This is a genomic window from Bradyrhizobium sp. S3.12.5 (assembly GCF_040548225.1).
GTDB lineage: Bacteria > Pseudomonadota > Alphaproteobacteria > Rhizobiales > Xanthobacteraceae > Bradyrhizobium > Bradyrhizobium cytisi.
Genome location: NZ_JBEPRF010000004.1, coordinates 308663 through 323694, shown reverse-complemented (window position 1 = coordinate 323694; position 15032 = coordinate 308663). Strand labels below are relative to the sequence as shown.

Genomic DNA, 15032 nt, shown 5'->3' with positions numbered 1-15032 from the left:
AGTCGAAGCAACAAGCAACACAGCGAAGGCCAATCGTTCGTGACAAAAGACCCGCAAGCAAAGCCCAAGCCGGAAAATTGCGCCTTCGTCATTTTTGGCGCCACCGGCGATCTCACGCACCGTCTCGTGATCCCCTCGCTTTACAATCTTGCCGCAGAACATTTGCTGCCGGAGAAATTTTGCGTCGTCGGTGTGGGCCGCAACGCCATGTCGGATGACGATCTGCGCGACGGTCTGTTGAAGGGCCTGAAGCAATTCGCAACGCGACCCGTGGACGACGATATCGCCCAGAGACTGCTGGAGTGCGTCACCTTCGTCGAGGCCGATCCGAAGGACCCGCCCTCCTTCGATCGCCTGCGCGAGCATCTGGATTCGCTGGAATGCGCGCAAGACACCGGCGGCAATCGCCTGTTCTATCTGGCGACCCCGCCCGCTGCATTCGCACCGACCGCACGCGAGCTCGGCCGCACCGGCATGATGAAGGAGAACGGCGCCTGGCGGCGGCTGGTGATCGAAAAACCGTTCGGCACCGATCTCACCTCGGCGCGGGCCCTGAATGCCGAGTTGCTGAAGATCATGGGCGAGCACCAGATCTACCGGATCGATCATTATCTCGGCAAAGAGACGGTGCAGAACATTCTGGTGCTGCGCTTTGCCAATGGCATGTTCGAGCCGATCTGGAATCGCAACCACATCGACCACATCCAGATCACGGTCGAGGAGAAGCTCGGCGTCGGCCACCGCGGCGGCTTCTACGACGCCACCGGCGCGCTGCGCGACATGGTGCCGAACCATCTGTTTCAGCTGATGTCGCTGGTCGCGATGGAGCCGCCGGCGCGTTTCGACGCCCATTCCGTGCGCTCCGAGAAGGCGGAGGTGCTCACCGCGATCCAGCAGCCGAGTCACGAGGAGGCGCTCAAGAATTCTGTCCGCGCGCAATATCTCGCGGGCCGGATCGGCGACGACGAAATATCGGACTATCGGAAGACCGAGGACGTCAAGCCCGGCAGCGCCACCGAGACCTTTGTCGCGCTGAAGCTGATGATCGACAATTGGCGCTGGGCCGGCGTGCCGTTCTATCTGCGTACCGGCAAGGCGTTGGGGCACAAACGAACGGAAGTCGCAATCAAGTTCAAGCAGGCGCCGCTCTCGATGTTCTCCGGCACGGCGGTCGACCGTCTCTCGCAAAATTTCCTCACCATCGGCATTGCGCCGACCGAGACCATCGAGCTTCAGTTCAACGCCAAGATTCCGGGGCCGAGCATCACCATCGACGGCGTCGAGATGAAGTTCAAGTACGGCGATTATTTCCAGGCCGATCCCTCGACTGGCTACGAGACGCTGATCTACGACTGCATGATCGGCGACAACATCCTGTTCCAGCGCGCCGACGGCATCGAAGCCGGATGGCAGGCGGTGCAGCCATTCCTCGATGCCTGGAAGGACGCAGGCAGCAACGGCATCGAAACCTACCCCGCCGGCAGCGACGGCCCGGCCTGTGCCGACGAGCTGCTGCGGCGCGACGGCCGCAGCTGGCGGAAATTTTCGTGATGGCGACGGCCGGGCAGCCGAAGCTGATCGTCGTCGCCGACGTCGAGGCGCTCGCTCAGGCTACGGCCGAGCGGGTGATGGCCCGGATTTCGACCAATCCCGGCCGGATCGCAATCTGCCTCACCGGCGGCTCGAGCCCGAAGAAGCTCTATCAGCTGCTCGGCAGCGAGGCTTGGCGTGGCAAGATTCCATGGGATCGCGTGCACTGGTTCATCGGCGACGAGCGTTTTGTCCCCGCGAGCGATCCCCTCAACAACATGGCCGTCGCGCGCGAGATCTTCCTCGATCGCAACGCGCCACCAGGCCATATCCATCCGATTCCGACCACAGCCGAGAGTCCCGACCAGAGTGCGGAAACCTATGCGCGCGAGCTGCAGGCCTTCTACGGCTCGGACCAGCTCGATCCGGCGCGGCCGCTATTCGATCTCGTCCTGATGGGCGCCGGTCCTGACGGCCACACTGCCTCGCTGTTTCCCGGCTATCCCGCCGTCGAGGAGACCGAACGCTGGGTCGTCGGCGTCCCCAAGGCCAATGTCGCGCCCTTCGTGCCGCGGGTCTCGCTGACGCTGCCTGCGCTGGCCTCCTGCCGCGAGATGCTGTTCGAGATTGCCGGGCATGACAAGCAGCCGATCTTGACGCGCCTCCTCAATGGCGAGACTCTGCCGGCTGTACGCGCGCGCTCGAATGGCGAGACCCTCTGGCTGGTCGACCAGGCCGCGCTTCCGGAGGGGATTCGTGGCGGGCGCTAAAGCACCTTGTGCGTTGATCGTGATGGGCGTGTCGGGCTCGGGCAAGAGCACGGTGGCGGAATTGCTCGGCAAGCGGCTGGGCTGGCGATTCGAGGACGGCGACAACTTTCATCCCGCGAGCAATGTCGAGAAGATGAGAGCCGGCCATCCGCTCACCGACGAGGACCGCTGGCCCTGGCTCAACGCCATCGCCGACGAGATCGCGCGGGTCTGCAACAAGGGCGAGCACGTCATCATCGCCTGTTCGGCGCTCAAGCACACCTATCGCGACGTGCTGCTGCGTGGACGCGACGACGTGCGCTTCGTGTTCCTGAAGGGCACGCAGGAGCTGATTGCCGACCGGCTCGCGCACCGCAAGGGTCATTTCATGCCGCCCGGGCTCCTCACCAGCCAGTTCAACACGCTGGAGCCGCCCGAGGCGAGCGAGCATGTCATCACGGCGTCGATCGATGAATCGGTCGAGGCGATCGTGGACGGCATCGTGCGGCAGTTGAAAATCGACGGCGGGAAACGCAAGCCATGACGAAAATCTCACTGGTGGTCTCCGATGTCGACGGCACGCTGCTGACCAAGGACAAGACGTTGACGGAGCGCGCGAGGTCCGCCGTGCAGCGGCTGCACCAGGCCGGCATCGGCTTCACCATCACCTCCAGCCGGCCTGCGATCGGCATGCGCTTCCTGATCGAGCCGCTGGCGCTGTGGCTGCCGGTCGGCCCGTTCAACGGCTCCTCGATCGTCGATCCCGAGATGAACCCGGTCGAGCAGCATTTGATCCCGAAAAGCGCCGCCGAACGGTCACTGCGGATCCTCCGTGAATTCGGCGCCGACATCTGGCTGTTCACCTACGACAAATGGCTGATCGACAACCCGGCCGGCAAATATGTCGCGCATGAGCAGCACACGATCCGCTCCGATCCGACCATCGTGACGGATTTCTCGCCCTATCTTGCCAGCGCCTGCAAGATTGTCGGCGCCAGCGCCGATGCGGCGGGCCTCGAGGCTTGCGAGAAGGCGATGCAGCACGCCCTCGGCGGCGAGGCCACTGCCGTCCGCTCGCAGACCTATTATCTCGATGTCACCCCGCCCGGCTTCGACAAGGGCACGTTCGTGCAGGCCATGGCCAAGCGGCTGGGCATCTCCACCGACGCGGTCGCAACCGTCGGCGACATGCAGAACGACCTTGCGATGTTCCGCGTCAGCGGCGTCTCGATCGCCATGGGCAACGCCACCGACAGCGTCAAGGACCAGGCGACAAACGTCACCGCAACCAACGAGCAGGATGGCTTTGCGGAAGCGATGGAGATGATCTTGAAGCGGAACGGGGCCGGCTAAGTCACTACTTCGATCGCTGCATCGCCGGCTTCTCGCTCGCGTGCCTTGCTGCCGAAAGATTGTGCGCGGTGTTGATGAGCGCGATGTGGGTCAGCGCCTGCGGGAAATTTCCGGTCTGGCGGCGGGCGACGGAATCGTATTCTTCGGCGAGCAGCCCGACATCGTTCGCCAGCGCAGCGACGCGATCAAACAGCATTTGTGCCTTGTCGAGATTGCCCGCCAGCACATGGGCGTCGGCCAGCCACAGCGTGCAGGCCAGGAACGCGCCCTCGATCGGCTGTTTCTCCTCGGAGATCTCGCGGGGATCGTGCCGGAGCACGAAACCGTCGCGCATCATGTGCTTCTCGACGGCGGCGATGGTGCCGCGGATGCGCGGATCGTCCGACGGCAGGAAGCCTACGCCCGGCAGCAGCAGCACGCTGGCATCGAGCAGTTTCGAACCATAGGATTCGACGAAGGCGTTCTCCTCCGCATCAAATCCCCTGTGGCAGACGTCGCGGTGAATGGCCTCGCGCAAGGCGCGCCAATGCAGCAGCGGCGCCTTGAAGCCGAAGGTCTCGGCGCTCTTGATGCCGCGATCGAAGGCGACCCAGGTCATCACCTTGGAGAAAACGTAATGCTTCGGCTTGCCGCGCCGCTCCCAGATGCCGTGGTCGGGCTGGTCCCAGACCTCGGCGAGATGATTGAGCACGGCGCATTCCAGCGCCCAGGTCGCCTCATTGTCGAGCTTGAGCTTGGCCATGCGCGACTGGTGGAAGGCGTCGATCAACTCGCCATAGACGTCGAGCTGGAGCTGGGCATGGGCGGCGTTGCCGACCCGCACCGGCTGGGCGCCTTCATAGCCATCGAGCCAGCCCGCCTCCCATTCCAGCAGCCGCCGCTGGCCCCAGATGCCGTACATGATCTGCATGTTCGCCGGCGAGCCGGCGGCGGCGCGCAGGAGCCAATTGTGCCAGGCCGAGGCTTCCTCGGTGTAGCCCGAGTTCATCAGCGCCAGCAGCGTGAAGGTGGCATCGCGCAGCCAGCAGAAGCGGTAGTCCCAATTTCTGGCGCCGCCGAACTTTTCCGGCAGCGACGTGGTCGGCGCCGCGACGATGCCGCCGGTCGGGCCGAAGGTCAGCGCCTTCAGCGTGATTAGCGAGCGCATGACGAGCTCGCGGTAGTCGCCCTCGCGAACGCAGCGGCCACTCCACTCCGTCCAGAATTTCCCGGTCTCCTGGAACGCGATTTCGGGATCGATTGGCTCGGGCGGATCGAGGTGCGAGGGACCATAGGTCAGCACGAACGGAACGGTCTCGCCGGCCTTGACCTCGAAGTCGGAGACGGTGGTCAGGTCCTCGCCGCGCGTCTCGACCGGCGTGCGCAGCACCGTCATGTCCTGGCCGGCGACTGCCAGCAGCGAGCGATCCTCGCAGCGGCGCACCCAGGGAATGTCCACACCGAAGCCGAAGCGGATCACGAGCTCCATCCGCATCTTGACGGTACCGGTGAGGCCGCGCACCAGCCGCACGATGTCGGAGGCCTTGCCCCGCGGCGGCATGAAGTCGATCAGCGCAACGGTGCCGCTCTTGGTCTCAAATCGCGTTTCGAGGATGAGGGTATCGCCGAGATAGCGGCGCGAGACCGCGGTGACGTCCTCGCCCGGCGCGACCAGCCAGCGGCCGGCCTTGCGCGTGCCGAGGATCGCGGCAAAGCAGGCGTCGGAATCGAAGGCCGGCCAGCACAGCCAGTCGATCGAGCCGTTGCGCCCGACCAGCGCCGCGGTCTCGCAGTCGCCGATCAGCGCATAATCCTCGATCTTCTCTGACAATGTCTTGCGAGCCTGAAAGATACCCGCCTATCAACTCCCGCCGATCAGGGAACGTTCCCGCGTCGCGGCCCTTAAAGCCGCGAGATCGACCTTGGCGGCGATCTTGTCAAGCGCAACCGGCAGACGCTGGCGCCAGTTCGGATGCTCGTCGATCGTACCGGGAATGTTGGGCTGGTCGATCACGCCGAGCAAATCTTCCATCGACACCGCGAGCAGCCGCGACGGCGTGCGCGACAGGAAATTGAGCACGGAATAGAGATCGTTGCCGGTAATGCCGTTCTGGCGCAGGATCTGGTCGAGTCCGCCGAGCGCGTTCCACCGCGCCTGGTCGTCCTCGCCGGGATCGAGCCCGAGCGAGCGCTTCATCCTGAGATCGCTGAAGGAGCGCCAGCCCGCATAGGTGCAGAGATCATGCGTGTTCAGTGTCACCAGCGCGTTTGGCCGGTAGTGGTCGATGTTGCGGAAATGGCCGGCATCGTCGCGCTCGAACATCATCACGAGATAGGACCAGATGCCGAAATCCTGCATGGTCTCGCGAAAACCTTCCGGCACGGTGCCGAGATCCTCGCCGATCACGATGCATTTATGGATGACGCTCTCGCGCACGACCGCGGCCAGCAGCGCTTCGAGCGGCATCTGCACATAGGCGCCGTTGTCGGGCTTGAAGCCGCGCGGCACCAGATACAAGCGCTTCAGGCCCAGCACGTGATCGAGCCGGATCGCGCCGGCATGCCGCATCGAGGCGGCCACCATGTTGGCGAACGGCACGAAGGATTGCGCCTCGAGGCCGCCGGCGTTGAAGCCGGCGAGGCCCCAGTCCTGCCCGACGGTATTGAGCACGTCGGGCGGCGCGCCGACCGCAAGGTGGCGGGAGATCGCCGTCTGCTCGTTCCAGGCGTCGAAGCCGTTGGACTGTACGCCGACGGCAACGTCGAGATAGAGCCCGACGCGCATGCCGAGCTCGGCAGACAGCTGCTTGGCGGCGTGCAATTGCGCGTCAGCGGTCCACTGCACGAATTCGACGAACTCGACCTCGCGGCGGTCGGGACCCCTGCGGAGCTCGGCGCATCTGGCATCGTCCGGTTGCCGCCATTCCACCGGCCATTCCCACCATGGCACATTGAAACGATGTCGCAGCACCTCGAAGCAGGCGAAGCGCGACAGCAGCGGTCCTCGATCGGCGCGGAAAGCGTCAAACTGGTTGCGGCGGACGCCGCTCGCGCTTTTCACGAAACTGTCAAAGGCGGCGCGCAGGCCCAGCCATTTAAGAGCCGCCATATCGGCATACGGGACACGATCACCTTTGCGCAGCCGCGCGGCGGTCGTGGCCGCGTCCGGGATGAAGTCTGCCGAGAATTCCGGGATGGCCTCGACGTCGATATAGAGCGGATTGAGAAACAGCCGGCTGTTCGGCGAATAGGGGCTGCAATCGGCCGGATGATCGTCGAACAGGACGTGCAGCGGATTGAGCCCGACGCCGTCGGCACCCAGTTGCTTGGCGAGCCTGACCAGGCCGGCCAGATCGGTGAAATCGCCGATGCCCCAATTGCGATTCGAGCGGACGCCATAGAGCTGCACGGCGAGCAGCCAACCGCGGTCGAAATCGCCGCCGAAGGCGCGCTCGGGTGCCACGATCATCGGCACCTCTTCCGTCGCACCTGCCGCGTCGGTCAGCGTCAACCGATGATAACCAAGCGGCAGGCCGTTCGGCCAGGCGATCACGGGCTCGCGCGTCTCGCCTTGCGCGATCACATTGCCGCTGCCCGTGATTTGCCATTGCAAGGGCGCAGCGCCGAGGGCGGCCAGCTCGGTGCGGGGACTGCCGAGAGCGCGAACCACGACCGGCCCGCTGACGAAGCGGTAAACCCGCTTCTCGGGCAGGGCGTCGAGGATCGATTTCAGCGCGCCGGGCGCGGTGACCCGCAGCTTTCCGAGGGCATCGACGAATTCGGATTGAACGCCCTTGATCCGGGCTTGAGCTAAAAGGTCCATTCGGCACGCAGCTTGCAGGCCATTCTCAGGCCGGGGGCATCGATTTTAACGTGATCGCGGAAGAGGTTAGTCGCACTTAACTCGCAAACTGCGCCTGCCGTTCCCAAGGGAACCAATGACACACAAGCGGCTTTCTATATAGGTACCAAGCGTAGGTTCCCGACAAGGGAAACGGGCCCCTGCACTCTTGTCAATGGCATCACCGTGAACAAGACAATTCAAACTGTCGAGAGTGCCGCTGCCGGCAGCGCTTTCCTGATCGAAGACGTCTATCCCTTGATCGACGGCGGCCGCTTCGCCGTGAAGCGGATCGCGGGCGATCGCGTCGAGGTGTGGGCCGACATCTATCGCGACGGCGACGCCACAATCAGCGCCGCGCTGATCTGGCGCGGCGAGCAGGACCGCGAATGGCAGCGCGAGATCATGACCCACCATGGCGATGACCGCTGGTCCGGTGCGTTCACACCAGTCGTATCAGGTCAATATGTCTACGCCATCGAAGCCTGGACCGACGAATTCGCCACCTGGCGTCACGGGCTCGAGCGCAAGCAGCTGTCCGGCGGCGACGTCACGCTCGATGCGATCGAAGGCGCGGGCCTGCTGACCAAGGCGCATGGTGCGCAGCAGGACGCCGCGGCCGTGATTGTCAGGCAATGCGAAAACTATCTCGGCAGCGGCGATGTCGCGCCGCTGCTTGCGACCGAATTGGGCGCGGCCATGGCCGAGAGCCAGGCGCGACCCGACCTCACCCGCTCGCCGCTGTTTCCGTTGGTTATCGACCGCGACAGAGCGCGCTTCGGCGCCTGGTATCAGATGATGCCGCGCAGCCAGAGCCAGGTCGCCGGCCAGCACGGCACGCTCCGCGACTGCATCGCGCGGGTACCCGACATCGCCGCGATGGGTTTTGACGTGCTGTATTTCACGCCGATCCACCCGATCGGCCGTACCCGCCGCAAGGGCCGCAACAATGCCCCTGTCGCAACCGAGGGCGAGCCCGGCTCGCCCTATGCGATCGGCGCGGTCGAGGGCGGCCATGATGCGCTGCATCCCGAACTCGGCACCATCGAGGATTTCCGCGCGCTGGTCGCGACCTGCCTGGAATACGGCCTCGAGCTCGCGCTCGACTTCGCCGTGCAATGCTCGCCGGACCATCCCTGGCTGATCCAGCATCCGGAGTGGTTCAAATGGCGGCCGGACCGCTCGGTGCGCACTGCGGATGGTCCCTATCCGGATATCGTCATCCCCGATTTCGCCTCCGTCGACCGGGTCGGGCTCTGGAACGCGTTTCGCGACGCGATGCTGTTCTGGATCGACCACGGGGTGACCATCTTCGCCATCGACAATCACGACACCGCGCCGCTTCCGTTCTGGGAGTGGCTCATCCTGGACATCCGCCGCCGGCATCCCGAGGTGGTCCTTTTCTCCAAGACCTTTGCACGGCCGAAGCTGATGAAGGGCCTCGCCAAGCTCGGCTTCGCGCAATCCTTCAGCTATTTCCCCTGGCGCACCGGGAAGTGGGAGCTGGAGCAATATCTCGGCGAGCTGACGCGTTATCCGGAGCGCGACTTTTATCGGCCGAACCTGTTCGTCAACACGCCGGACCTGCTGCCCTATCACCTCCAAAGCGGTGAGGCCTGGGCGTTCAAATCGCGGCTCGCGCTGGCCGCAACGTTATCAGGCAATTACGGCGTCTATAGCGGGTTCGAGCTGCTCGAGCATGAAGCCGTTCCCGGCCGCGAGGAATATCAGGATTCCGAGAAGTACCAGATCAGGCAGCGCGACTGGGACAAGGCCGGCAACATCAAGCCCTACATCACGGAGTTGAACCGCATCCGCAACGAGAACGCTGCGCTTCAGCAGACGGTGGACCTGCGCTTTCTCGGCATCGAGGACGGCGAGACCATCGCCTTCGCCAAGGAGGCGGTTGATCCGGCCAACACCGTTGTCGCGACGATCGCACTCTCACGTCATGCGCGCGAGTTCTGGTTGCCGCTCGGCGACCTCACCATCGATGTCGGCGGCGAACGCCGCCACGTCACCGCCCTCGAAAATCTCCTCACCGGCGAACAGTCCCGCATCGAATGGGGCGGGATCAAATTGCGTATCGATCCCGACCGCGATCCGGCGCTCTTGTTCCGCTGTCTGGCGTAAGGATTCACGCCATGAATGTTTTGTCTTCCGTCGATGCCAAGAAGGTCGAGGCTGCCGAGATCGTGGATGAGCTCTGGTACAAGGACGCCGTCATCTACCAGCTCCACGTCAAGGCCTTTGCCGACAGCAACAACGACGGCATCGGCGATTTCGCGGGCCTGACCGAGAAGCTGCCCTATCTGCAGGATCTCGGCGTCACCGCGCTGTGGCTGCTGCCGTTCTACCCCTCGCCCGGCCGCGACGACGGCTACGACATCGCCGACTACGGCGCCGTCAATCCCGATTTCGGGACGATGAAGGATTTCAAGCGCTTCATCCAGGAGGCGCAGAAGCGCGGCTTGCGCGTCATCACCGAGCTCGTCGTCAATCACACGTCCGACCAGCACAAATGGTTCAAGCGCGCGCGCCGCAGTCCTGCCGGCTCGAGCGCCCGCAACTGGTATGTCTGGAGCGACACCGACCAGAAATACCAGGGCACGCGGATCATCTTCACCGACACCGAGAAGTCGAACTGGACCTGGGATCCCGAGGCCAGTGCGTTCTACTGGCACCGCTTCTTCTCGCACCAGCCCGATCTCAATTTCGACAATCCGCGCGTGGTCAGCGCTCTCATCCAGGTGATGAAGCGCTGGCTCGATGCCGGTGTCGACGGCTTCCGGCTCGATGCGATTCCCTATCTCTGCGAGCGCGAAGGCACCTCGAACGAGAACCTCCCCGAGACGCATGCGATCATCAAACGTCTGCGCCAGGAGATGGATGCCTACTCCAAGGGAAAGCTGCTGCTGGCCGAGGCCAATCAATGGCCGGAGGACGTGCAGGAATATTTCGGCCGTGGCGACGAATGCCACATGGCCTACCACTTCCCGCTGATGCCGCGCATCTACATGGCGATCGCGCAGGAGGACCGCTTCCCGATCACCGACATTCTGCGGCAGACGCCGGACATTCCCGCGAGCTGCCAATGGGCGCTATTCCTGCGCAACCATGACGAGCTGACGCTGGAGATGGTCACCGACGTCGAGCGTGACTATCTCTGGACCACTTACGCCAATGATCCGCGCGCCCGCATCAACGTCGGCATCCGCCGGCGCCTCGCGCCGCTGATGGACAATGACCGGCGCAAGATCGAGCTGATGAACTCGCTGCTGCTGTCCTTCCCCGGCACGCCAATCATCTATTACGGCGACGAGATCGGGATGGGCGACAATATCTATCTCGGCGACCGCAACGGCGTGCGCACGCCGATGCAGTGGAGCCCGGACCGCAACGGCGGCTTCTCCCGTGCCGATCCGGCCCGCCTCTACGCACCGCTGATCATGGATCCCGTCTACGGCTACGAGTCGGTCAACGTGGAAGCGCAGTCGCGCAGCCTGTCCTCGCAGCTCAGCGCCACCAAGCGGCTGATCTCGGTACGCAAGTCGACGCTGGCCTTTGGCCGCGGCACCATGACCTTCATCCGCCCGGCCAACCGCGCCGTGCTCGCCTATGTCCGGCAATATCGCGACGAGGTGATCCTCTGCGTCGCGAATCTGTCGCGCGCGGCGCAGGCGACCGAGCTCGATCTGTCGCCGTGGAAGGACCGCATCCCGCAGGAGATGCTCGGCCGCACGCGTTTTCCGCCGATCGGCGAGCTGCCTTACATGATCACGCTGGGGCCTTACGGCTTCTACTGGTTCCAGCTTCAGGAGCGCGACAAGTCCGAGCTGGTGGCGCCGAGCGCCGTGCCGGAATTCGAGACGCTGGTGGTCCCGGTCAATTCGACCTGGGTATCGCTGGCCCGCGAACGCGGCGTGTTCGAGCACGACGTGCTGCCGGGCTTCCTGTCGCGAACGCGCTGGTATCCCGAGCACAACCCCAAGCACATCAAGCCCACGCTGACCTCGGCGGTGCCGTTCTGCGACATCGGCGACAACCGGCCCTGGATCGCATTCTTCGAGACGGCGAAGGACGGCGTCACCACGCGCTATGTGCTGCCGATGCAGATCGAGTGGATGCGCTTCGACCGTGAACGCTTCAACCCGAAGGCACTTGCCGCCGTACGCCAGGGCGCGCGCGAAGGCACGCTGCTCGACGTCGCCACGGATCAGATCTTCATCGGACTGTTCCTGCGAGGCTTGTCGCAGAACCTGGTGGTGGAGGAGAACAATCTGAGGCTCGAATTCAGGCCGACCAGCCTGTTTTCCGAGTACATCGTGAAGGAGCCCGCGCGCATCCGCGCGATCGAGCAATCGAACAGCACAGCCCTGGTCGACAACCAGTATGTCGCCAAGATCTATCGCCAGCTCGAAAGCGGCGCCAACCCGGAGATCGAGATCGGCCACTATCTCACGGAGATCGTGCGCTTCCCCAATACACCGGCGCTGCTTGGCAGCGTCGAGCTGGTCGAAGGCGATAGCCGCAGCGCGGTCGGCGTTTTGCACGCCTATGTCGAAAACCAGGGCGACGGCTGGGCCGTGACCACGGGTTATCTCGACCGCTACATCGATGAGCAGCGGCTGGGGCCGGTGGACGAGATGCCCCGGGCCACCCAGGAGCAGGCGCCCTATCTGCATTTCATGGCGCAGACCGGCCGGCGACTTGCCGAGCTGCACGTGGCTCTGGCCGCCGCAAAGCCCGCCGCTCTCGCGCCAGAGCCGATCGGCTCCGCGCACGTCAAGCGCTGGATCTCAGACCTCAAGGCTCGCGCTGAGCGCGTCATCGAACGGCTGGCTGACAGCCGCGATGGCCTGCGTGAGGGCGACCGTCCGCTGATCGACCAGCTGGTCGCGGTGCGCGCGACCCTGCCCGACCACCTCAATGCGCTCTTGCCATCGGACATCGGCGGGTTGAACATCCGTCATCATGGCGACTTCCGCCTCGGGCAAATTCTGATCGTGAAGGACGACATCTTCATCATCGATTTCGACGGCGATCCGCGTCTCGCGCTGGCAGACAAGCGGGGCAAGCTGCCTGCCGCGCGCGACGTCGCGGGTCTGGTCCGCTCGATTGATCTTTCGGTTAACGCGGCGCTTAACCGGGCGATCTCCGGGGGCAGCGACGAGCAGGGCCGGCTCACGGCGGCGCTGGACGAATGGCGCGAGCGCGCCACCGCGACCTTCCTGTCCGCCTATCGCGAGGCCATGACCGATCGACGGCTCTGGCCGGAAGAGAACCATTCCGCGGACGGCATGTTAAGGTTTTTCCTGCTTGATCAAGCGTTCGACGAGGTAGAGTACGAGCTGTCCCACCGGCCGGAGGGGCTCAATGCGCCGCTGACCGGCCTGCTTCGCATTCTGTCCAATGCCGAGAGCGAAGCCCATGCCTAAACTGCCAGCCGAAGCCTACGCGATCATCGAGGGCCGCCACTCCGACCCCTTCCACTATCTCGGGCTGCACCCCGAGGGGAGCAAGAGCGTGGTGCGCGCCTTCCTGCCCGAAGCCTCGAATGTCGAGGCCGTCGGCGAGCATGGCGAGGTCGCCCAGCTCGACCGCGTCCACGATTCCGGCCTGTTCATCGGTGCCCTGCCCAACGGCTCGAAGCATTACCAGCTCCGCGCCAAATTCGGCGACAACGTCGTCGAGTTCGAGGATGCCTATCGCTTCCCGCCGATCCTGACCGATTTCGACCTCTACCTGCTCGGCGAAGGTACCCATCAGCGGATCTACGACAAGCTCGGCGCGCATCCGATGCGGCTGGAGGGCATCGACGGCATCGGCTTCGTGGTGCTGGCCCCGAATGCGCGACGCGTGTCCGTGGTCGGCGATTTCAATTTCTGGGATGGGCGGCGTCACCCGATGCGGGTGCGCGGCGCCGGCTATTGGGAATTGTTCATTCCGCACGCCAAGGCCGGCGACCACTACAAATTCGAGATCATCGGGCCACACGGCCATCTGCTGCCGCTGAAATCCGACCCGCTGGCATTTGCCAGCGAGGTTCGGCCGAAGACGGCCTCCATCGTGTTCGACGAAGCGCATTTGCCACGGCCGCGTCCTGCGCCCGACGGCATCAACGCGCTCTCGGCGCCGATGTCGATCTACGAGGTCCATCTCGGCTCGTGGCGGCGCAAGAACGGCGACGAATGGCTGACCTATCGCGAGCTCGCCGAGCAGCTGCCGGCTTATGCGCGCGATATGGGCTTTACTCATCTCGAATTCCTGCCTGTCAGCGAGCATCCGTTCGACGGCTCCTGGGGCTATCAGCCGACCGGCCTCTATGCACCAACCAGCCGCTTCGGTTCGCCCGAGGATTTTGCCGCCCTGGTCGATGCCTGCCATCGCGAGGGCATCGGTGTGCTGCTCGACTGGGTGCCCGGTCATTTCCCGGACGATCCGCACGGGCTCGGCAGCTTTGACGGCACCTCGCTCTACGAGCACGCCAACCCGCTGCAGGGCCGCCACCTCGACTGGGGCACGCTGATCTACAATTACGGTCGCACCGAAGTGACGAACTTCCTGGTGTCGAACGCACTGTTCTGGCTCGAACGCTACGCCATCGACGGCCTGCGCGTCGATGCGGTCGCGTCCATGCTCTACCTCGATTACAGCCGCCCGCCCGGCGCGTGGATCCCGAACCAGTATGGCGGCCGTGAGAACATCGAGGCCATAAACTTTCTGCGCCGCTTCAACACCGAACTGTTCGCGCGCTTCCCGCAGGCGACCACGGCGGCCGAAGAATCCACGGCATGGCCGCAGGTCTCGCGTCCGGTGGAATTCGGCGGGCTCGGCTTCGGCTACAAGTGGAATATGGGCTGGATGCACGACACGCTGAACTACATCAGCAAGGATCCCATCCATCGCAAGCATCATCACGGCGATATCCTGTTCGGCCTGCACTACGCGTTCTCGGAAAACTTCATCCTGCCGCTGTCGCATGACGAGGTCGTGCACGGAAAGCGCTCGCTCCTCGGTCGCATGCCCGGCGACGAATGGCAGCGCTTTGCCAACTTGCGCGCCTATTACAGCTTCATGTTCGGCCATCCCGGCAAGAAGCTGCTGTTCATGGGCGCGGAGATCGCGCAGAGCCGCGAGTGGAATCACGATCAGTCGCTCGACTGGCACCTGCTCGAATACAAATATCATTCCGGCATCCAGGCACTGATCCGCGACCTCAACCGGGCCTATCGCGCGGTGCCGGCGCTGCATCAGATGGATTGCGACCAGGCCGGCTTCGAATGGCTGATCACGGATGACGCCAACCGCAACGTGTTCGCCTGGATGCGCAAGGGATTTGACGAGCACGCGCGGTGCCTGGTGATCGTCAACTTCTCTCCGAACGTCTACCGCAACTACCGCGTTCGCGTGCCGTTTGCCGGCAAGTGGAAAGAGGTGTTCAATTCGGACTCCGCCCATTATGGCGGCACCAATGTCGGGAACATCGGCGAGGTCCAGACTGTTGACGGCAAGACGCCCGAGCTCCGCCTCACCATTCCGCCGCTCGCCGCGATCTTCCTCGTTCCGGAAAGCTGACC

General features: G+C 64.1%; 9 protein-coding genes. 7 read left to right on the top strand and 2 right to left on the bottom strand.

All coding sequences use genetic code 11. The features are described 5' to 3' along the window. Positions 1 to 39 precede the first annotated feature (39 nt). The 4 genes from zwf to ABIC09_RS07540 are packed head-to-tail and all read left to right on the top strand — an operon-like array spanning position 40 to position 3632. Positions 40 to 1551: a glucose-6-phosphate dehydrogenase gene (gene zwf, locus ABIC09_RS07555; RefSeq protein ID WP_354108879.1), complete on the top strand. Its 1512-nt coding sequence runs from the start codon at positions 40 to 42 to the stop codon at positions 1549 to 1551. After that, a complete protein-coding gene (gene pgl, locus ABIC09_RS07550; protein ID WP_354108932.1) occupies positions 1551 to 2300 on the top strand; it encodes a 6-phosphogluconolactonase in 750 nt (249 codons plus the stop codon). Before zwf ends, pgl begins: the two co-directional genes overlap by 1 nt. Beyond that, positions 2287 to 2823: a gluconokinase gene (locus ABIC09_RS07545; RefSeq protein ID WP_354108878.1), complete on the top strand. Its 537-nt coding sequence runs from the start codon at positions 2287 to 2289 to the stop codon at positions 2821 to 2823. The genes pgl and ABIC09_RS07545 overlap by 14 nt, the downstream gene beginning before the upstream one ends. Further along, the gene (locus ABIC09_RS07540; RefSeq protein ID WP_354108877.1) at positions 2820 to 3632 is read left to right on the top strand and encodes an HAD family hydrolase; all 813 of its coding nucleotides are present in this window, start codon (positions 2820 to 2822) and stop codon (positions 3630 to 3632) included. The genes ABIC09_RS07545 and ABIC09_RS07540 overlap by 4 nt, the downstream gene beginning before the upstream one ends. A gap of 4 nt (positions 3633 to 3636) precedes the next feature. Here ABIC09_RS07540 and ABIC09_RS07535 read toward each other — a convergent pair whose 3' ends face one another. Further along, positions 3637 to 5442, bottom strand: coding sequence for a glycoside hydrolase family 15 protein (locus ABIC09_RS07535; RefSeq protein ID WP_354108876.1), 1806 nt, complete (start codon positions 5440 to 5442; stop codon positions 3637 to 3639). 30 nt (positions 5443 to 5472) lie between these two features. Then, positions 5473 to 7434, bottom strand: a complete 1962-nt coding sequence (malQ, locus tag ABIC09_RS07530) for a 4-alpha-glucanotransferase (RefSeq protein WP_354108875.1) — start codon at positions 7432 to 7434, stop codon at positions 5473 to 5475. A 204-nt stretch (positions 7435 to 7638) separates the two neighbouring features. On the opposite strand from malQ, the gene ABIC09_RS07525 reads away from it, so the two are divergent. From ABIC09_RS07525 to glgB, 3 genes are read left to right on the top strand one after another with little or no spacing between them, the layout of a single operon-like run. Then, positions 7639 to 9585, top strand: coding sequence for a maltotransferase domain-containing protein (locus ABIC09_RS07525; protein WP_354108874.1), 1947 nt, complete (start codon positions 7639 to 7641; stop codon positions 9583 to 9585). Positions 9586 to 9596: 11 nt separating this feature from the next. Beyond that, positions 9597 to 12890, top strand: coding sequence for a maltose alpha-D-glucosyltransferase (treS, locus tag ABIC09_RS07520; protein WP_354108873.1), 3294 nt, complete (start codon positions 9597 to 9599; stop codon positions 12888 to 12890). Further along, the gene (glgB, locus tag ABIC09_RS07515) at positions 12883 to 15030 is read left to right on the top strand and encodes a 1,4-alpha-glucan branching protein GlgB (protein ID WP_246230258.1); all 2148 of its coding nucleotides are present in this window, start codon (positions 12883 to 12885) and stop codon (positions 15028 to 15030) included. Before treS ends, glgB begins: the two co-directional genes overlap by 8 nt. Positions 15031 to 15032: the final 2 nt, after the last annotated feature.

What these genes read in the sequence shown, in the direction of transcription:
- treS (WP_354108873.1), top strand. Translation starts at nt 9,597, where the DNA reads ATGAATGTTTTGTCTTCCGTCGATGCCAAGAAGGTCGAGGCTGCCGAG.
- pgl (WP_354108932.1), top strand. Translation starts at nt 1,551, where the DNA reads ATGGCGACGGCCGGGCAGCCGAAGCTGATCGTCGTCGCCGACGTCGAG.
- ABIC09_RS07540 (WP_354108877.1), top strand. Translation starts at nt 2,820, where the DNA reads ATGACGAAAATCTCACTGGTGGTCTCCGATGTCGACGGCACGCTGCTG.
- glgB (WP_246230258.1), top strand. Translation starts at nt 12,883, where the DNA reads ATGCCTAAACTGCCAGCCGAAGCCTACGCGATCATCGAGGGCCGCCAC.
- malQ (WP_354108875.1), bottom strand. Translation starts at nt 7,434, where the DNA reads ATGGACCTTTTAGCTCAAGCCCGGATCAAGGGCGTTCAATCCGAATTC.